The sequence below is a fragment of the Anabaena sp. PCC 7938 genome, assembly GCF_049315035.1.
GTDB lineage: Bacteria > Cyanobacteriota > Cyanobacteriia > Cyanobacteriales > Nostocaceae > Anabaena > Anabaena cylindrica.
Genome location: NZ_CP186034.1, coordinates 75,029 through 94,507 on the forward strand (window position 1 = coordinate 75,029; position 19,479 = coordinate 94,507).

The 19,479-nt window shown below is 39.8% G+C and carries 13 protein-coding genes and 4 pseudogenes; 10 read left to right on the plus strand and 7 right to left on the minus strand.

The window, feature by feature from the left end; genetic code table 11:
* Window positions 1-100 precede the first annotated feature (100 nt).
* Window positions 101-3,662: pseudogene (locus ACOWPH_RS00395) on the plus strand (NB-ARC domain-containing protein).
* Between the two features lie 439 nt (window positions 3,663-4,101).
* Here the strand turns inward: ACOWPH_RS00395 and ACOWPH_RS00400 are convergent.
* A pseudogene (locus tag ACOWPH_RS00400) lies at window positions 4,102-4,471 on the minus strand (IS4 family transposase); the annotation flags it as partial.
* Window positions 4,472-4,484: 13 nt separating this feature from the next.
* Between ACOWPH_RS00400 and ACOWPH_RS00405 the strand changes: the two are divergent.
* Window positions 4,485-4,595: pseudogene (locus ACOWPH_RS00405) on the plus strand (ISAzo13-like element transposase-related protein); the annotation flags it as partial.
* Between the two features lie 89 nt (window positions 4,596-4,684).
* Here ACOWPH_RS00405 and ACOWPH_RS00410 read toward each other — a convergent pair.
* The 6 genes and pseudogenes from ACOWPH_RS00410 to ACOWPH_RS00435 all read right to left on the minus strand — a co-directional run.
* Window positions 4,685-5,029 (minus strand): annotated as a pseudogene (locus tag ACOWPH_RS00410) (IS4 family transposase); the annotation flags it as partial.
* Entirely contained in the window at window positions 4,938-5,246 is a 309-nt protein-coding gene (locus ACOWPH_RS00415) for a hypothetical protein (RefSeq protein ID WP_250855195.1), read from the minus strand. The pseudogene ACOWPH_RS00410 and the gene ACOWPH_RS00415, both read right to left, overlap by 92 nt.
* Before the next feature lie 46 nt (window positions 5,247-5,292).
* Entirely contained in the window at window positions 5,293-6,330 is a 1,038-nt protein-coding gene (locus tag ACOWPH_RS00420) for a methyltransferase (RefSeq protein WP_015213467.1), read from the minus strand.
* 17 nt (window positions 6,331-6,347) lie between these two features.
* Window positions 6,348-7,334 (minus strand): SGNH/GDSL hydrolase family protein, encoded by a 987-nt coding sequence (locus ACOWPH_RS00425; protein WP_015213468.1) that lies wholly within the window; start codon window positions 7,332-7,334, stop codon window positions 6,348-6,350.
* 53 nt (window positions 7,335-7,387) lie between these two features.
* Window positions 7,388-8,524: a 3-oxoacyl-ACP synthase III family protein gene (locus ACOWPH_RS00430; protein ID WP_015213469.1), complete on the minus strand. Its 1,137-nt coding sequence runs from the start codon at window positions 8,522-8,524 to the stop codon at window positions 7,388-7,390.
* A gap of 14 nt (window positions 8,525-8,538) precedes the next feature.
* The gene (locus ACOWPH_RS00435) at window positions 8,539-10,335 is read right to left on the minus strand and encodes a ScyA-related TPP-binding enzyme (RefSeq protein ID WP_015213470.1); all 1,797 of its coding nucleotides are present in this window, start codon (window positions 10,333-10,335) and stop codon (window positions 8,539-8,541) included.
* 1,016 nt (window positions 10,336-11,351) lie between these two features.
* Between ACOWPH_RS00435 and ACOWPH_RS00440 the strand changes: the two genes are divergently transcribed.
* From ACOWPH_RS00440 to ACOWPH_RS00475, 8 genes are all read left to right on the plus strand, one after another.
* Entirely contained in the window at window positions 11,352-12,644 is a 1,293-nt protein-coding gene (locus ACOWPH_RS00440) for an ABC exporter membrane fusion protein (protein WP_015213471.1), read from the plus strand.
* Window positions 12,645-12,709: 65 nt separating this feature from the next.
* Window positions 12,710-13,870: an ABC transporter permease DevC gene (gene devC, locus ACOWPH_RS00445; RefSeq protein ID WP_015213472.1), complete on the plus strand. Its 1,161-nt coding sequence runs from the start codon at window positions 12,710-12,712 to the stop codon at window positions 13,868-13,870.
* Between the two features lie 15 nt (window positions 13,871-13,885).
* The gene (locus ACOWPH_RS00450; protein ID WP_015213473.1) at window positions 13,886-14,626 is read left to right on the plus strand and encodes a DevA family ABC transporter ATP-binding protein; all 741 of its coding nucleotides are present in this window, start codon (window positions 13,886-13,888) and stop codon (window positions 14,624-14,626) included.
* A 419-nt stretch (window positions 14,627-15,045) separates the two neighbouring features.
* Entirely contained in the window at window positions 15,046-15,375 is a 330-nt protein-coding gene (locus ACOWPH_RS00455) for a hypothetical protein (protein WP_042465773.1), read from the plus strand.
* Window positions 15,376-15,855: 480 nt separating this feature from the next.
* The gene (locus tag ACOWPH_RS00460) at window positions 15,856-16,665 is read left to right on the plus strand and encodes a response regulator transcription factor (RefSeq protein WP_015213475.1); all 810 of its coding nucleotides are present in this window, start codon (window positions 15,856-15,858) and stop codon (window positions 16,663-16,665) included.
* Between the two features lie 66 nt (window positions 16,666-16,731).
* The gene (locus ACOWPH_RS00465; RefSeq protein WP_015213476.1) at window positions 16,732-17,898 is read left to right on the plus strand and encodes an MFS transporter; all 1,167 of its coding nucleotides are present in this window, start codon (window positions 16,732-16,734) and stop codon (window positions 17,896-17,898) included.
* A gap of 222 nt (window positions 17,899-18,120) precedes the next feature.
* Window positions 18,121-18,555 (plus strand): acyl carrier protein, encoded by a 435-nt coding sequence (locus ACOWPH_RS00470; protein ID WP_015213477.1) that lies wholly within the window; start codon window positions 18,121-18,123, stop codon window positions 18,553-18,555.
* 26 nt (window positions 18,556-18,581) lie between these two features.
* On the plus strand, window positions 18,582-19,328 hold the full coding sequence (locus ACOWPH_RS00475) for a 4'-phosphopantetheinyl transferase family protein (protein WP_015213478.1): 747 nt from the start codon (window positions 18,582-18,584) through the stop codon (window positions 19,326-19,328).
* Window positions 19,329-19,479: the final 151 nt, after the last annotated feature.

A 19,479-nucleotide genomic window follows, 5' to 3' on the forward strand; every position in this document is an offset into this window, starting at 1 on the left:
ATTTAGTTGCGTCTAGAAAAGATAATGATGACTATATTTTGATTGAGATACGTATCATTAATCACAAGTCAATTATTCTACGGTGTTAAGGTAAAAAACTATGATACAGCCTCCAAAGCAGAAGCGTAAGCGCGGAATTATCCTGACAATCGAAGGATTACAAAAGCTTCAAGCTGGCAAAATCGCCTTTGAAGAGAAAGAAAATTATGGAAATAGGTATACTCTTGAATATTTAAGTGAACTAGTAAGAGTAAATTCTGTCACCATCTCTAAAGTATTATCTCGAGAAGAAGGAGTTGATAAAAAATCAATTGAGCTGTTCTTCCAAGCTTTTAACTTAAAGCTAGATAAAGCTGATTATACAAATTCGGATAAAACTCGACACTTAGACTGGGGTGAAGCAATTGGCACACCAGTTTTTTATGGGCGTACAGCAGAAATTGCCACATTAGAACAGTGGATTTTGAAAGATCGCTGTCAGATAGTCGCGATTTTAGGTATGGGGGGTATTGGTAAAACTTCTCTTTGTGTGAAGCTTGTAGACAAGATCAAGGAAAATTTTGAATATGTGATTTGGCGATCGCTACAAGATGCTCCACCAATTAATACACTTTTAGCTAGTCTAATTCAATTTCTTTCTGATGAACGGGAAACAGAATTAGTCTTACCAGCAGGTACAGGTCAAAGAGTTACACGACTACTTTATTATTTGCAACAGCACCGTTGTTTACTGATCCTAGATAATCTAGAATCAATTTTGCGTAGTGGTAGCCGGGCTGGACGTTATCGAGAAGGATATGAAGGATATAGTGAACTTTTAAAACGGTTAGGAGAAACAGAACAACAAAGCTGCTTAGTACTGACAAGTAGAGAAAAACCCAAAGAGATAGCATCACTAGAAGGACAAGCTTTACGCGTTCGTTCATTCCCTCTCAAAGGTCTTTTAGCAAATGACGGACAAGAAATTTTAAAAGTTAAAGGAATATGTGCTGCGGAGCCAGAATTGAGAACATTAGTTGAACGCTACGGTGGTAATGCACTGGCTTTAAAAGTAGTTGCTACAACAATTCAAGATTTATTCTCTGGTAATGTAGCAGAATTTTTAAAGCAAGATGCAGTTGTTTTCGGTGATATTTGGGATATTTTAGAACAGCAGTTTGAACGTTTATCAGACCTAGGAAAAGAAATATTATATTGGCTGGCAATTAATCATGAGCCAGTGTCACTTGCAGAATTACAAAATGATATTATATCGGCATTACCACCACAAAAATTATTAGAATTTTTGGAGTCTTTGGTAAGGCGATCGCTTGTTGAAAAAAATGAAGCACTCTTCACTCTTCAACCAGTAGTTACAGATTATGTAATTAACAAATTAGTAGAACAAGTTTGTCAAGAGATCGTCACTGAAAAATTCCAACTTTTTACATGTCATGCTTTAATCAAAGCAACGGCAAAAGACTATGTGAGAAAAAGTCAAATTCACTTTATCCTTAAACCAGTAGTTGAAAGATTACTTGCCATCTTCAGAAGTAAAAAAACTCTAGAAACTCAGCTAAATCAAATTTTAACAACCTTACGAGAAACATTTCCCTTAGAACAAAGTTATACTGCTGGCAATATTGTTAATTTGCTGTGCCATCTAGAAACAGACCTCAGTAATTATAATTTTTCTGACCTGACTATTTGGCAAGCAGATTTGCGAAATGTGAATTTACACAACACAAATTTTGCTTGTGCAAACTTAGCTAAAAGTGTTTTTGCTGAAACACTTGGTGGCATTCATTCGGTAGCATTCAGCCCTAATGGTAAGCTCCTAGCTACAGGGGATACCAACGGAGAAGTGCGCCTATATCAGGTTGCAGATGGAAAACAACTGCTAATTTGCAAAGACCATACAGGTTGGGTCTGGCCTGTAATTTTTAGTCCCAACGGTCAAGTTATTGCTAGTGGGAGTGATGATAACACAATCAAATTATGGGATGTTAACTCTGGTCAATGCCTTCATACTTTACGAGGTCATAGTGGTAGTATTTGGTCACTCACTTTCAGTTCAGATGGTCTGATTTTGGCCAGTGGTAGTGAAGATACTAACAGTAAAAGTGTGGGATATCGTTACTAATCAGTGCCTTCAGACTTTCAAGACACTAGGTGGTCAAGTTTGGTCAGTTGCTTTTAGTCCAGATAATCACATAATTGCCACCGGAAATGATGACCAAACCATAAAATTATGGGACGTTAATACCAGCAAATGTTGCCAAGTTTTACAGGGACATACTCGTAGAGTACAGTCTGTTGTTTTTCATCCCGACGGTAAAATATTGGCAAGTACTTCTCATGACCAAACAGTGAGACTGTGGAGTATTGACAATGGTAAATGCCTTGATACCTTCCAAGGTCACACTGACTTGGTAAATTCCATAGCTTTTAGTAGGGATGGTAGTAATCTGGCAACTGCCAGTGACGACCAAACAGTGATACTGTGGGATGTTAGTACAAGTCAATGCCTCAATATCCTACATGGACATGACACGCGAGTGTGGTCAGTAGCTTTTAGTCCAGACAAACAAATGGTAGCTAGTGCTAGTGATGATCAAACAGTGAGACTGTGGGATGTTAAAACTGGTAGATGTCTGAGAGTTATACAGGGTCGCACCAGTGGTATCTGGTCAATTGCCTTCAGTCCAGTTCGCACAGTACCTTTGGCAGAGTTTGGTTACATATTTGCTAGTGGTAGTAACGACCAAACACTGAGTTTGTGGGATGCCAACACTGGTAAACGTTTAAAAACCTGGCGTGGACACAGTAGTAGAGTCACATCAGTTGCTATCAGTCCCAATGGTCGTATTCTAGCAAGTGCCAGCGAGGATCAAATAGTCAGACTGTGGGATATGATCACTGCTAAATGTTTCCAGACTTTGCGTGGACACACCCATCGAGTCTGGTCAGTAGCCTTTAGTCCCGACGGTCAGACCTTAGCTAGTGGTTCTCAAGACCAAATGGTCAGGTTGTGGGATATCGGTACAGGTAAATGTCTCAAGACCTTACATGGACATACCCATCGAGTTTGGTCTGTTGCTTTTAGTCCTGGTGGTCAGACCTTAGCCAGTGGTTCTCATGATCAAACAGTGAAGCTTTGGGATGTATCCACTGGTAACTGCATTGCTACTCTCAAGCAACATACTGATTGGGTGTGGTCTGTTACATTTAGTGCTGATGGCCAGACCCTTGCTAGTGGTAGCGGAGATCGAACAGTGAAACTGTGGGATGTGTCCACTGGTAAGTGTTTAGGTACTTTAGCAGGACATCATCAAGGTGTGTACTCAGTCGTTTTCAGTGCTGATGGTCAAACTCTTGCTAGTGGTAGTGGGGATCAAACAGTAAAACTTTGGGATTTCAGCACCGATAAATGTACTAAAACTTTAGTAGGGCATACCAAATGGGTTTGGTCAGTTGCTTTTAGCCCTGACGATCAAATTTTAGTAAGCGCTAGTGAAGATGCCACAATTAGACTTTGGGATGTCAAAAGCGGTGAATGCCTGGACGTTTTGAAAAGTCCCAGGCATTACGAAGGTATGAATATTAGTGGTATTACAGGTGTAAATTTAGCGACCATTACTACTCTAAAAGCGTTAGGAGCAGTTGAATACCCACAGAATTAGTCGTTTAGTTCATCTTTGAGAGTAAGTTAAACATGAAAAACACACTCTCGAACTCAGCACTATTTCTTGACTGAAATTATGTCTTAGAAGAAATTTTTCAGCCGTTGGTTCAACCATTCACGTGACCCTATTGATATTATTCGGGTACGTTGAATAGTGTCGTAAGTGTAACCATATCTTTTGATATTTAAAGTATCTTTAGGTTTCACAATATCTCTTGGGGCAAAATGTGGCAGTAGAGATAGTACATCCCCAGGGCCAATATTAGCTGGAGTAGACTGACCTCCATCCCAAGGCCACATCCGGTCATTAGACCTCTTGCAAAAGTTTTTATCCCACATTCCGCAGATGTGACTCAGATTACTTAGTGGTGCAGAAAACTTTTTGGAGTCTCAAGAAGAGAAAACAGTGACACGAGAGAATTCAATTCGCATCTCTAAGGGGGAGGACTCTTTTGAGGTAAGGTGGGTAAACTGGGAACAGGAAGATGTTGATAACACAGCCGTTTAATCTCGCGTAATCCTAATTGTAAGAAACTCAAACCCCGTTGGCTATGCCAATCCAGCATTTTACGTCGACCTTGAGCAACCACCACCAGGGCAACAGCAATAGCAATCAAGGAGGCAGCCGCGAGCAGCATCAACAAACAACTCAGAGCTTGAGGGTCGCGCAAGTGGGAGTGGATGAGTTCACTCATCGGCTGACTTATAATCCTTAAAATGTGGCTCGATGCCTCCAAATCGCTGACCATAGACCTCAAAGGTCTGCAAAGATGGTGGCACATCGGAGAGAACAGCCCAAGGTTCACCCGCTAAGGAATGTGGAAGTAGCGAAAATCGTAATGAGCAGTTTGAGAAGATTGAAAGCCTCAAAAACCAGTATTTTTCTGAGGCTAACCCAGTGATTAGTATGGATAGTAAAAAAAAGAGTTGATTGGTAATTTATACAGAGAAGGAAGTATTTATACTAATAATCTAATCAAGGTATTAGACCACGATTTTCCATCTTTGGCAACAGGAATAGCAATCCTCAATCAGACAATATTGATCCCATAACACGCTGGTATCGAGCGTGAGCGTCATCGCCATGCCCTCCCAGGAACTCAAAAACTGCTGCAACATTGGAAAATAGAAGGTCTCGGCAGTTATTTTGGGATTATGGACAAAGTAGTTTAACCGTTCCATGTGGCTGCGAGCTTTGCAATCCCGATGACTTAGATAGGGCAGCCAATGGCTCAGACAGGCGCTTTGTGCTTGTAAAATTGCGGCGATATTTTCACAAAAGACTTGCAAATGTCGTTGGTCTTGCGGACAAATCCATTGACTTAGTTGCGCTTGCAGTTGACGATAAAGTTGGGGGATTGACATATTGGATGATTTTTTGTCTGGAAACAAGAGCATCCCATGTTGTCCCCCACTCTGTCACTCTTGTCTCACCGTGATATTCCCCATTTATCAACTTTTCAGGACTTTTCTGCACCACTAAGATTGAGGGGATACGTTTTTTCTTCTTGCGAGAATTATTGCGCCATTTTTTCAACTTTCTAGCAATCACGTTACTCAGTGTCTTAAATTTGAATTTCATGGAAATCATCTCCTTTAATTCGTCAAACATTCTCTAATTTTTGGCGTTACGGTTTACAACCAGTGACAATACTCCAGTATCCAAAAGTCGGTTTCACATCAATATCGATAAAACCTACATCCAGCAACATTGTTGATAATTCCTTACCTGAATATTGCTGACCTTCTGTCCACAAAAGCATGGCAATGTCATAGGCAGCAACAACCGCAGAATTATTTTTTTGGTCATCGTACAGCATTTCATGAATAATGATACGGCCTCCTTTTTCTAAACTGTCAAAGCTTTTTTGGGTGAGAAAACGACATTTTTCTAAAGGCCAATCATGATAAATATCAGAATAAAAGTGGATATCAGCTGTAGAAAAAGGCTGGCTCCACATATCACTGACTTGAGTTTTAATGCGACTTTGTAAGCTATAGTTCTTAATAAACTCTTGTGCAACTTCGCATACAGGAGCAAGGTCAAGAATTAGAGCTTGTAAGTTTGGCCATTTCAAAATGGCATTAATTGCATGAACGCCTGATCCCCCACCAATGTCTAGCAAGAGTTTGTGTGCTGATAAATCTAGGGCTTCTGGCCAAGCTTGTGCTGGCCCTAAATTACGACTATGGATTGCACGAGTGAAAACACGGGCTAAGTCAGACTGTTCTTGATGGGTTTGGAATAGTTTTTCACCAGAGTAAATCTGTGAAGAATTAGAAAGTACGGCTTGCTTGATATTTTCAAAGGAGTACACAGAAGCAGTAGCAACTGTCAAGTTTAAGAAGTCACCTAAATAAGTCGGACTGCTTGGTAAAAGGTAATCTTCTGCAAAGGCAGTCAGTGCATAAAATTCATCTTGGATTTGTAATAGCCCCTGAGAAACACTCATGGCTAAGAGAGCTTTAGCTGGACGTTGATGAATTTTGAGCAGTTCGCAGACTTCTGTCAGAGTCCGTGGTTTTTCGGATAACAGTGGAAACAGTTGGAGATCATAGGCAACTAAGAAGGCTCCAAATCCAATATTGCCAGAAATCATATCCCAAAGTTGGCGTTCATCTGTTCTGGGTTTGGGGATATCGATACAAGTTTGTTGGTTGATCATTTTTTTTAGTAGGTTAACTATTGAATTTTTGACTGTAATTTATCTTTGCGTAGCAATGTAGCACTCACACCAATTGCCAATATTCCTAATAAACAAGAAGGTTCAGGAATAGACGTTTTCCCAAGTGCTGAGAAGGCTAATTTGCCAATTAGCTGATGGGTGGTGGTTGTGGGATGGACTTCATCCCAAAATAAAAACTTGTCTGGGATACATAAAACTGGTTGTGTGGGAATGGTGATAGGTACTACTGGTGAGTTTCCAACGCAAGAGTCGGTAACATTTGTCAAATTAAATTTTGCTGGATCAGCGATCGCCTGATTAAATAAGCTATTAACATCAACAGAAATAATGTTAATTTCCGGACTAAGTTGCTGACTCAAAACATCGATGGATGTAGCCAAGCCTAAGTTATGGAGGTTAATCAAATTACTCAGAGCGCTGGTAATATTGTTATCACCTCCTGTCACAGGAAACTTGCCTAAATCGGGTAAGTTAAGCACCATAATATCTTGAGCGCCAACAGCAGCTAGGGAGGTGATTGCTGTTGACAAATTTGCAACTGACTGTTTTGGGTTGGGAAGATTATTGAAAAAGTAATCAAGGTAATCATTAGTGCCAGCCCATAGGATATAAAGAGCATTGGAATTAGCAGACAAATTCGTTGTTGTAAAATCATTAATTTGTTGCTGCAATCCTGGCAAAATAGACAGCCCCAGATTATCGAATCCTGTAGTCGCACCACCAAAAGCAAAGTTAGTGTGGGGATTGACAGTTAAATTTAAATTTGATGCTAGATATTCTACCCACAAGGGGCCATTGGAAAAATTGCCATCAAAGTAAGCTGGACTTGGGGGTATTGCACCAGATGAGAAATTGAATAAATTTCCTGTATCAGAGAAGCTATCACCAAAGATATAAATCTCTTCGTAACTGTGTGCTGATGCTTGCATCGGCAACATAAGAGATAGTAGAAAAAATCCTGCTGCCAAAATTTGTTTTTGCATACTCCGAGATGGGAAAAGTCAGAAATCTTGTTGAGGCTGTAACGCTGAGATGATTAACAAAGAACTAAGTTCTGTTCTTCGGACTGCCTCAACACCGAGTCAAATTCGTGCAGATGTGGCATGGAACCCAATGCTACATCACCCCAACGCATCACACTAGCAGAGGCGACACCTGCTGCACCCAAGCCATAGATGAGAACCAAGTCATTTTCGTGAATTTTATTTAATTGGGCAGCATAGTATAGATTAGCGACGGTAATTACCGGGCCGAGGTTGGCGTAGTGGTGATAGAGATTGATTGTGCGCTCTACATCAATGCCTAGTACCTGGGCGCAGAATTGGGTTGCCCAAGCAGTGGATGTATTGAAAATAAAAAAGTCAATTTGCTCCATCGTTACACTAGCTGCGGCAACTGCACCTTCACAACACGTCCGCAACTGTTCTACAGCCGTTCCACGAATTGCTTGATTAGCGCTTTTATCCATTCGCATTCGCACCTGTGGATTACCCTGTTCATCTTCTGTGAGTTTGGCAAAAAAGATGTCACATAAAGCTGCAGTATGAATGGTTTTTGTCCCCAGAATACCTTGATGTGGTGCTAGTGAACTCACGACAAAAGCTCCTACACCATCACTCATAAACCATGAGAGGGTATCGTCTTCATCAAAGAAGCGAGAGTATGAGCATGAAATAACTACTAACACATGGCGGTACTCTTGCGATCGCACTAAGGCACAAGCAGTTTGTAGCGCCACTGGAGTCACCCCACAGGCGGCATCAATATTCCAAGCTGCACCTTGTAAGTTCAGTTGACGAGCCAAGAAAGCCGCATCACCAAAGCCAATTTTTTCTGGCCAAACCGAGGCAACAAGCATTAAATCAACTTCTTGGGGAGTCAAGTTGGCAGCGTCTAGAGCTTGACGAGCGGCTCTTTCTTGAAGCATCAGTGAAGATTCATCTGGAGCTAGTACCCAGCGTTGCACAGTACCACGAAAGGGGTCTTGTAGATAAGGCAACATATTGAAGTCAAATTCGTTACGAGGATTATTCGTCACCGAAAATAACTTGGCAAGACTTTTTTGCTCTGATTGTGCCACTAACTCTGGGTATTTTTCTCGGTAGTAATCGTTTGTACGTTTAATATTGGGCAAGCTTAATGCTAAAGAGCGAATACCTACTGATTGAGACATGATGATCATCTCCTTTAATTTTTAGCGCCTTGTGAAATCAAACTGGAAATCCGAGTACCAATTGGTGCAAGTCTGCTAGAGTCGATAATTACATCAACAACAAACGGCTTGGTTGATGCCATTGCCAGTTCTAACGCTGCTTGAATATCAGACTCTCTTTCCACACGGATGCCATCACCTCCCATACTGCGAGCCAACATTACGAAATCGGCTTGGGGAATGTTCACATCCATATCTTTGTAACCCTGCATCTGTGAACCTTGATGGCACATATTGTAGAGTCCATCATTGAGGACAATCCAAACAGCAGGAATTTGGTAACTAACGGCAGTACTGACTTCATTGTTCATCAGCATGGCACCATCCCCCACAATCGCTACAGCTTTTCCTGTATGTGTTAATGCTGCACCGACAACGCTGGTGACAAAATGCCCCATAGCCCCGAAGCCGGTACTTACCCGAAAACGACCGGGTTTAATAAATCGCAGGAGGTTAATTGCCCAAGCAAATGAGTTTCCACCTTCAGCCATGACAATTGCATTACTGCCTTCAACGATGACTCGTTGTAGGACGTTCATTAAAACTTCTGGTTGCACTAGACAATTATCTTGACTAGGATTGATTAAAGTCCGCTCTGGTCTTGGTAAAGGTGGGATTTTAGATGAAGTTTCCTGTTTTGGGAAATGCTTGAGCAGAGCTTTGACAAAAATTCCTACTTCTGATTGAATGGCGATAGTTTCGGCCGATGGATAAGCTGTTCCTGGTACTTCTGGGTCAATATCAACGTGTACAAATCCCCGTGGTGGTACCATAGCAGGGTTCCAAAATGAGGTGAATTCACCAAGACGGGTTCCGAGTACCAAAGTTCGCACAGGACGAGATTCTTGCAAATATTTCAGCACCGATTCATGTCCAGCAAAGCCTGTAACTCCGACAAATTGGGGATGATCCTCTGGAAAAATACCTTTAGCACGGGGTGAACACATGACCGCAGCCCCCGTCCTCTCAGCCAACTGACGAATTTCGGTCGCCGCAAAACGAGCGCCAAAACCAACCCAGATAGCAAATTTATCTGCTGACAACAGCTCTGCACATTGAGAAATTACTTCTGCGCTGGCGGTTGGTGGGGTGGAAGTAAGATTTACAGGAGTTAAAGATGTCTTGACTACATCTGCTTGGATGTTGGTGGGTACACTCAAGTGAGCAACAAAGCCATTGGGTTTGGCTAAACCTTTCGCTAACCTGCGATATACCTCTGGTAGTTCCTCGTTGGACTCAAGAGTTGTTGCATAATGAAAGATTGGTTCTGAAGTAACAATTCCAGAACTGGGCATCGTGTAATTACTTGTTTCTTGCAGCGCCCACCGTCCCCGCTTTGGTGCTGAGGTAGAAGCGGAGATAAAAATTACTTTGGCATCTTCCCAGCGTGCAGTTAGTAAGCCTGTCAGTGCATTTGTAATCCCCGGACCTGTGGTTGTAAATACTACAACAGGGCGACCACTGGTAAAGTATGCTTCTGTAGCGGCGAAAGCGGCTCCGGCTTCATGGCGAAAATGACGTAACTGAATAGCACTATGTTGTAGTGTATACCAGATAGGAGCGATCGCACCTCCTGATACACCAAAGGCATATTCTACACCTAAGTTTTCTAACATTTTCACAATTGCCGAGGCCACCGAGACCGGCGCTGCATCTTGATGAGGAGAAAATTTATCCAACGCCAACCTTGATGGGATATCTGCAATAGATGATTTATCCGCAACTAAGGCAGATGGAAAGGCAGCAAAAGTTGTTTCTGGTATTGCTAACATAATTTGTTATTCTCTCTCAATTTCGTGTATGCAGGGATTAACTTGACACCGGTGCAACTCATACTGAATCTTGGACTCCCTAGTGGTAATTTGTAACGCCATCTAAACAGGATTTACGCAAAATCATGAAAAAACGTTCGCGAAGCGCATACCGCAAAGGACACAAAGGAAAGAAGATTTCAGAGAGTTATTGCGTAAGTCCTACTAAAGTACAGAATTGAAGTATCACAATTACTGCAAAAGTCTCTATTGAGTTTTGAAGTGGTACAAAGTGCCTAAGTCCTTTTCTTCAGAAAATAAAAAGTGCCTAAGCCCTTTTTCAAAAAAAAACTAAACAAACAATTCTCAATTAGATCACTAAACCTTGTCTGTTAGAGTAACAGAGAAGAAATTAACTAGATACTCTGTGGTAACAAAGCTTGGCTGTCAATATCCTTCCATAAATCACCACGAAGCTAACACTAAATCGTTTAAAAAAAAATTAATTCTCGTTTAAATTATGGTTATTGTTTGATCGATTTGCTAATTTTCAAGGTTTTATGTAACTCGTGGGTAAAGTGTATTTTAGTTAACATAAAGCGCTTTCCTGGAAGAACGATAGAGAATTTGAGAATCAGCAGTTTTAGAGTAGTCAACCCGAAGGTGGCTTTCATTTTTCTCAAGTTCAGTCTCGCCATTCAGGGAAATTTTGTCTATTTAAGATCACAAATTTAAGCAACAACTTAAAATTTAGTAAGGAAATCTAGGATTATTTGTGATCCATATTACAAATTTTTAGAAATAACCATAACTGGGTACAGAGATATCGTATCAGCTTTTTTGTCTACACAGAAATAAACGACCTGTTCTTAAGTTGCTGTTTAAATTTCAGATATTTACTGGTAAAACTCCAGAATAATTGGCAAACTGACTGGGAAAGGAGAGAGTTCCACTACCTGAAGGCCTACGTGTTTAAATTCAGCCATTGTTGTGCAACGTCAGAAAAAGTAATGGATTTTTCATAAAGGATAAATAATATGAGTCAAAAACTATTACTAAAACCAGGAAATAAAAAATTAGTTGCCTTAATAATTGCTGCTACTGCTATTACAGGTGGAATCATTGTATATGGTATTTCCCAATCTGGGCAGTTTAGTCGAGCAGTTTCATCTGAAACTATACCAACTACCCCCCCACGCAGGCAAAAAGTCACAGCATTAGGACGACTAGAGCCAGAAGCGGAAGTCATTAGCTTATCTGCGCCTTTAGCTTTAGACGGCGATCGCATTGCCCAGATTTTAGTTAAAGAAGGCGATCTTGTGGACGAGGGACAAACTGTAGCAATTCTAGACTCACGCGATCGCTTAGAAACTGCTGTGCTACAAGCTAAACAACAAGTGAGAATGACGCAAGCTAGACTTGCTCAAGTTGAAGCCGGAGCTAGAGCCGGAGAAATTCAGGCACAGCAAGCAAACATTGAACGCATAAAAGCACAATGGGCAGGAGAAAGAACGGCGCAAGAAGAAGCAGTTGGCCGTATCCAAGCACAATGGCAAGGAGATCAAATCGCGCAAGCAGCCACAATTAGGAAATTAGAAGCAGAACTTGAAAATGCACAAATCGAATATCAACGCTATGAACAACTATCTTTGGCAGGAGCTGTTTCTCATTCGGCCTTTGACAGTAAGCGTTTGAGTTGGGAAACTGCCAAACAACAATTAGACGAAGCTCAAGCAGTTCTCAACCGCATCAACACCACTGCCAGCAGACAACTTGCCGAAGCCGAAATAACACTCACCCGGATTAATGCCACCAGTAACAAACAGCTCAGACAAGCTCAAGCTACACTGACTAGTATTGCAGAGATTCGACCTGTAGATATTGAACTAGCAAAAACAAAAGTAGAAAATGCGATCGCCGCACTCAAACGCAGCGAAACCGAGTTAAATGGGGCTTTTATCAAAGCACCAATGGCCGGGCAGATCATTAAAACTCATACCAAAGTGGGAGAAAAAATTAATAGTAGTGGCATTGCAGACTTAGCCCAAACCGACCAAATGATGGCAGTGGCAGAAGTTTATCAAACCGATATCAGCAAAGTGCAACTAGGACATTCAGCCGTGATTACCAGTCAAGCATTTCCTGGTGAACTCCGAGGCACTGTTGCTCAGATTGGCCTGCAAGTGAATCGACAAAATGTGTTTAGTAATCAGCCCGGAGAAAATCTTGATAGCCGTGTAGTTGAAGTCAAAATTCGCCTTAGCTCCGAAGACAGCAAACAAGTTGCAGGTTTAACAAACTTGCAAGTACAGACAGCAATTGAACTGTAAACACTAGATCAAATCAATTCAAAATTCAAAATCAAGAACTTTTGGGAACGAAGAATTTACTCCCTATGAAACTATTACGCAAAACGCCACTTGCATGGCGGCAGTTAATGAAAGAAAAAACTCGCTTGGCAGTGGCAGTAGCAGGAATTGCCTTTGCTGATATGCTGATGTTCATTCAGTTAGGGTTTAAAAGTGCGTTGTTTGATGCTGCTGTGAAACCCCATCGTAACTTGCAAGCAGATTTAGTTTTGATTAATCCCCAACTGCAAACTCTATTTTCCGTTAAAAGTTTTTCTAGAGAGCGACTTTATCAAACACTAGGTTATGCTGGAGTGCAGTCAGTCAGTTCAGTTTACGTTGCTACTGGACAGTGGCGAAATCCCCAAACACGACAAGAGCGAGCCATCCTAGTTTGGGGTATCGACCCAGCACAACCGGTATTTAAAACACCTGAAATCAATGAAAATCAGAGTCATCTTAAACAGTTGGATCAAGTTTTGTTCGATCAAGCAGGTCGTCCAGAATATGGGGAAGTGGCAGATATATTTAACAAAACAGGTAACTTTAAGACAGAGCTGAATAACATTGCCATTGATGTGAAAGGCTTATTTATTGATGGTGCTTCCTTTGCTGCCGATGGTAACGTTATTACTAGTGATTCTACCTTTTTACAACTCTTTCCCGCCCATAGACCCGATCAAATTGAAGTTGGCTTAATTCAATTACAGCCAGATGCCGTTCCCGAAGCAGTGCAAGCGCAACTTGTGGCTGAGTTACCCAATGATGTCAAAGTTTTAACTACAGAAGAGTTTGCCCAAATTGAAAAACACTACTGGGAAACTGGTACTAGTATTGGTTTTATCTTTGGTTTAGGTACAGCAGTGGGGTTCATTGTGGGCATTGTCATTGTTTACCAAATCCTTTACTCTGATGTTTCTGACCATTTACCAGAGTACGCCACTCTAAAAGCAATGGGCTACAGCGATCTTTATCTTTTACAAGTCTTACTTCAAGAAGCCATGTTTTTAGCAGTCTTGGGTTTTCTTCCCGGATTCCTGCTTTCAGCTGGTTTATATCAAGTGGCTCAATCTGCCACCATGTTGCCCATTTTCATGAAAATGGAACGAGCGCTCACGGTGTGGATTTTAACTGTAATTATGTGTAGTTTTTCTGGGGCGATCGCTCTACGAAAACTCAGAGATGCCGACCCCGCAGATGTTTTTTAGCTCTTAATTAATACCATGTTACAAACATCTTTACCAGTAAATTTTAACTCGACAGTTTCTATTGTGGAACCCGTGATTGCTGTTCACCAGCTTAATCACTACTTTGGTGGAGGTACACTGCGTAAACAAGTTTTATTTGACATTAATCTAGAGATTAATGCTGGTGAAATCGTGATTATGACTGGCCCCTCTGGCTCAGGCAAAACCACTTTACTCACCTTAATGGGTGGATTGCGTTCTGCCCAAGAAGGTAGCCTGAAAATTTTAGGACAGGAAATTTGTGGAGCTAGTAAACAGCAGTTAACTAAACTTCGTCGTCAGATTGGCTATATTTTTCAGGCGCATAACCTAATGACTTTTCTGACAGCGCAAGAAAATGTCCGGATGTCTCTGGAGTTGCATGAGCAATTTCTCAATCAAGATATCAACGCCAAAGCGATTGCCATGCTAGAAACTGTGGGATTGGGAGAGCGTGTTAATTACTATCCAGAGAATTTATCAGGGGGACAGAAACAACGGGTAGCGATCGCTCGTGCCTTAGTCAGCCATCCTAAAATTGTCTTAGCAGACGAACCTACAGCTGCACTGGATAAAAAATCTGGGCGTGATGTTGTGGAATTAATGCAGAAGTTAGCCAAAGAACAAGACTGTACAATTTTGCTAGTTACCCATGATAACCGTATTCTGGATATTGCTGACCGTATTATTTATATGGAAGATGGTCAGCTGAAAACTGATGGTATCAATGCAAGTTGAACACCAGAACAAGTGACCCTTGCTACAAAGTAGTTTCTCATAACCTAGGTTAGGACAATCTACCACTTCTGTTCAAGTCAGTTCGGGTTGTAGAAAAATTATCATAGCGATCAAAGGTAAACAATCCCAAAATCTTTAGGTTCGCGTCATGCCACTTCCACTCACAACGCCACGTATCGTAAGTAATTCATCCGAACTGATGACAGAATCAAGGTTTTAGATTATCACGAACTCAAGTAAATTAGCGCATTACCTAAAGTTGATGCTTATCTTTAAGATGTTTAGTTGTTGTTAACATAAAATATTCTAACATAAGTAAATAGCTACAGATTGTTTTTAATGTATATGAACACTTCAAACAAATAGCCTCAAATTTTATTCCCTGAATGAATTCAAATAGTTTAGTCAATAAAGTTTTTATGATAGTGGCTCCAAACGAAACCAGAAAATATGTAGTAGTCAAGGGAATTATACCAAAATCATTAAAAATCGAATTCAAGGTTTTTTGTGTGAGAAACAATTTTGAGATGAGTGAAGTATTGGAAATCTTAATTCAACAATGGATACAAACGGGATTACCGATTGATGAATTACCTAGTAATATTCCTGATGAAGAATTGGAAGAAATTAAAGGATACATACCCAAAAATCTTAAAGAGCAATTTAAATTCTGCTGTAAACAGAAACAAATTACAATGCGCTCTATTTTATATGCCCTAATAACAAAATACGTAGAACAAAGCAGTTAAACAAGAATTGTTAGTTCATTAGCAAACATTTACCAAATTTTCACTAAAAACAAAATTCATTTTTAAAGATTATTTTTCAATAAGCTACCCATACCATGAGGATAGAATGTGGGTAGCTTTATTATTTAATGAAATTAATTTGAATCAAAAAATACTTTAACTTTATCCTTAAATTTTAGATATTGACTGGTAGAAAAAATCAAAATTTGGCAATCTTATAAATAACAAGGTTTGCGAATAAATGTAGCTCCTGTAGCAGATAAGCTTTTATAAGCACAATCATCTTTCTTGAGCCAAAAAAAAGGTTGAAAAATGTCAGGATTTCTCAAGTTGGAGTTAATTATTTTAATTCCTGCAAATTCGATTTAACCTACAAAATTGTAGTGTCACAGTTTTAGGCTTAACATTCTACTGTGGGAAAAGAAAATCATTCTGGTTTTTATTCTTCAGTAATTGAAGAAATCATTAGCAGGAAAAATCATGAATACTATTTTAGTGATTGAAGATGAGACAACAACCCGTAACCTGTTTATGAATTACCTGAAATCTCAAGGTTTTTCCACAGTTGGGGCTGAAAATGGGATTGAGGGTATCCAAAGAACACGGGAATGCTTACCAGATTTAGTACTTTGCGATATTCTTATGCCAGGAATTGATGGTTATGATGTTCTCAGTACACTACGGCAAGATCCACTAACAGCAATTGTTCCTGTTATTTTTCTGACTGTTACACTTAGCAAAGCTGAACTCCGTAAAGGCATGAACTTAGGAGCAGATGATTATCTTACTAAGCCTTGTACTCTAGAAGAATTATCAGCAGCAATAACGGCTCAATTAAACAAACAAACAGTACTGAAACAGTGGTATTTAAATCAGCGATCGCCGGTTACGTCAGAATCTACAGATACGACAAATTTTTATCCTCATAGTTCTCGTCTTAGTAAAGTATTCCAATACATTGAGGAGAATTATCATAAGCAAATCAATCTTTCTGATGTAGCTCAAGCAGCAGGCTACTCTCATGCTTACTTAACTCATTTAGTCAAACGTCAAACCCAGCGTTCAGTACGTGATTGGATTGTTGAGCGCCGGATGACAGAAGCACGTTTTTTACTTCTAAATACTGACAAAACCGTGAATCAAATTGCTAATAAAGTGGGATATCCCGATGCTGGTTATTTCATTCGCTTATTCCGTCAAATTCATCAACTTCCTCCAAAAGAATGGCGAAATACATCTCGTATACAACCAGTTATTCCATATATTCCCGCCTTATCTTCCTTGAACTAAAGGCATTTTTCTGAAAGATGATGTCAATTTCCAGACTTTCATATATTTCCTAATTCAACAAAGACAATGCAAAATCTAAGTTCAACTAAATCAAGCTCTCCCTTTTCTACTGGATTACCAGCCTTGTATATCATCGCTTTATTATCAGGTACATCTTTAGGGCTATTTAATCCGTTTATATCCACACTTATGGCTCAATACCAAGTTAGTGATTTGTGGATAGGTGCTAACTCTACAGTCTATTTTCTGATGATAGCTTTAGGAACTCCTTTAGTAGCAAAAATATTGCATCGCATAGGACTCCGTAAAACTATGATGCTGGGTTTAATACTTATGGGTATTAGCGCTCCTTTATTTCCCTGGACAACCCAACTATCTTTATGGTTTGTTATCCGCATTATTATGGGTTTTGGTTGTTGTTTGTACTTAGTTTGTGGGCAAACAGCATTAAATTACTTCTGTCATGATAGCAATCGAGCAATTACCAATGGTTTGTATGCACTGGCATTTTCCTTGGGATTTGGTATTGGGCCAGTTATCGGTTCTTCTCTCTACAATATTTCTCCAAAATTAACTTTTTCGTTAGGTAGTCTTTTAATTATCTGCGGTATAGTTGCAGTTTCCTTGGGATTACCAGAAAAGCCAGTAGTTTTTCAAGCTACTGCACGAATAAAACTAATGAAAAAGTTAAAACTGCCTTTACAAAGTGCATTTGCTTATGGTTTTACTGAAGCTACATTGGTTTCTTTGTACCCAGTTTATTTACTACAACAAAATTATAGTGTAGAGCAGATAGGTCTGACATTTGCTGTATTTGTGTTTGGCGGTTTAATTGCAACTGTGCCAATTACTCATTTAGCAGATCGTTTTGGTAGATTAAAGATTCTTTTAGCAACTATGTGTGTTGCACTGTTGTCAATCTTGTCTCTGGGAATAGTTACAAATAACATAACTATTCAAATACTGACATTTATTATTGGAGCAAGTGTCAGTCCGATTCTGCCTCTATCAATAGCAATGATGGGAGATGAACTTTCTAGAAATGAGTTATCTTCTGGAAGTGCTTTACTCACAACAATATATAGTTTCGGATGTACATTGGGTCCGATACTTTCTTCCCTCATCATGCAAATCTTTGGCAGAAATCAAGTATTTATTTTATCAGCCACTACTTTTATAATCATAGCTTCATACATAATCAGGGAATTGCACAAACTTGAAAGAGCATATTAACCCTGTTTTGTTACTCTCGGAAAACAATAATCTCAGCCAAATTCTGAGAGTTTGATTTAAGCCAGGTTTGAGGCTTTATTTCCTAACAGAAACTAAAATCTATAGATAAAAAGTAGAAACTAAAGCCTCGTAACCATTTGAGCGACTGGATTCTCCCAAAGTGACAAAAGAGGGTTAATCAAATCATCCACGAAGTATCATCAAAAAGGACATTTCTTTACTATGAAAGGACTGGAAACAAAAATTGCATCTGTAACTAATGCTGTCACCAATACTAGCTTAGTTAAGTTTTTAACAGACAATCAAAATTCATTTTTTGCGTGGATACAAAATATTAGCAGCGATCATGATACCTCATTGTCTAGAAATAACTCTGAAATGCAGCTTCCACAAAAACATTCTCTAACCGAAGAAGTCATTAAAAATTGGTTAGTTTTCTATCTCTCCAAGCTGTTATTAGTGAATCACAATGAGATTAACACTCATCTCCCCCTGGAATATTACGGAATAACTTCCCTAGAGGCGCTACGTTTAACCCACGCTATGGAAGTTTGGCTAGGATACAGGCTGTCTCTAGAGTTGGTGTATAAATATCCGACGGTTGAGGTTTTAGCACAGTATTTAGCCAAGGAAGTTGAATACGTCTGCGTATCCTAATCACGAACTACGAAGTATGAAATATTATGATCACTGTTGATTACCTGTGGCGTTCTCCACCTACAAACTGGTCATTGTTAAGCGAAGATGTTCATGTCTGGTGTACTTTCTTAAATCAATCGACATCTCGGATTCAGACATTAGCACAATTACTTTCACAAGATGAACGCACTAGATCCGAGCGTTTTTACTTGGAACGAGATAGAAAACGTTTCATTGTTGGACGAGGTTTACTAAGGACAATATTAGGTTCTTACTTGGGAACGAATGCTAGTCAATTACAATTTTGTTATGGACAACATGGTAAGCCGACTTTGGCAGAAACATCTGGTGGTAGTGTCTTGAGTTTTAATTTATCTCATTCTCACGAATTGGTTTTGTATGCCATAACCCGCAAACGACAAATTGGTGTTGATATTGAATATATCCGTCCTATTTCTGACTTTGAACAAATTGCCGATCGATGTTTTTCCGAGCGAGAAAAAAATGTTTTTCATCAATTACCTAAAGATGAAAAATTAGGGGCATTTTTTAATTGTTGGACTTGCAAAGAAGCTTATTTAAAAGCTACTGGCTATGGACTACTTTTTCCGATGGATCAGTTAGATGTTTCATTATCTCCTAAAGAACCAGTTCAACTCTATAGCATCAAAGGCGATCGCTCTACTGTCACTCGTTGGTCACTGCAATATCTGATACCTGCTTTTGGTTATGTCGGCGCTTTAGCTGTAGAAGGACACGATTGGCAGCTTAAATGCTGGCAATGGGAGTAATAGGAAGGAGATAGAGACAAAGTAGTGATTTCTACTTCATCTCACTACTTCCTAATATACATCCCTAATTAGCGAAAGAATTTCCCTTGATTATATCTTTGACATTCCGTAAATTTAACTATGTCACTAATAACTGTAACTTAAATATTCG

Coding starts and splice junctions, on each gene's coding strand:
- ACOWPH_RS00415 (WP_250855195.1), bottom strand. CDS start 5,246: ATGAAATTCAAATTTAAGACACTGAGTAACGTGATTGCTAGAAAGTTG.
- ACOWPH_RS00420 (WP_015213467.1), bottom strand. CDS start 6,330: ATGATCAACCAACAAACTTGTATCGATATCCCCAAACCCAGAACAGAT.
- ACOWPH_RS00425 (WP_015213468.1), bottom strand. CDS start 7,334: ATGCAAAAACAAATTTTGGCAGCAGGATTTTTTCTACTATCTCTTATG.
- ACOWPH_RS00430 (WP_015213469.1), bottom strand. CDS start 8,524: ATGTCTCAATCAGTAGGTATTCGCTCTTTAGCATTAAGCTTGCCCAAT.
- ACOWPH_RS00435 (WP_015213470.1), bottom strand. CDS start 10,335: ATGTTAGCAATACCAGAAACAACTTTTGCTGCCTTTCCATCTGCCTTA.
- ACOWPH_RS00440 (WP_015213471.1), top strand. CDS start 11,352: ATGAGTCAAAAACTATTACTAAAACCAGGAAATAAAAAATTAGTTGCC.
- devC (WP_015213472.1), top strand. CDS start 12,710: ATGAAACTATTACGCAAAACGCCACTTGCATGGCGGCAGTTAATGAAA.
- ACOWPH_RS00450 (WP_015213473.1), top strand. CDS start 13,886: ATGTTACAAACATCTTTACCAGTAAATTTTAACTCGACAGTTTCTATT.
- ACOWPH_RS00455 (WP_042465773.1), top strand. CDS start 15,046: ATGATAGTGGCTCCAAACGAAACCAGAAAATATGTAGTAGTCAAGGGA.
- ACOWPH_RS00460 (WP_015213475.1), top strand. CDS start 15,856: ATGAATACTATTTTAGTGATTGAAGATGAGACAACAACCCGTAACCTG.
- ACOWPH_RS00465 (WP_015213476.1), top strand. CDS start 16,732: ATGCAAAATCTAAGTTCAACTAAATCAAGCTCTCCCTTTTCTACTGGA.
- ACOWPH_RS00470 (WP_015213477.1), top strand. CDS start 18,121: ATGAAAGGACTGGAAACAAAAATTGCATCTGTAACTAATGCTGTCACC.
- ACOWPH_RS00475 (WP_015213478.1), top strand. CDS start 18,582: ATGATCACTGTTGATTACCTGTGGCGTTCTCCACCTACAAACTGGTCA.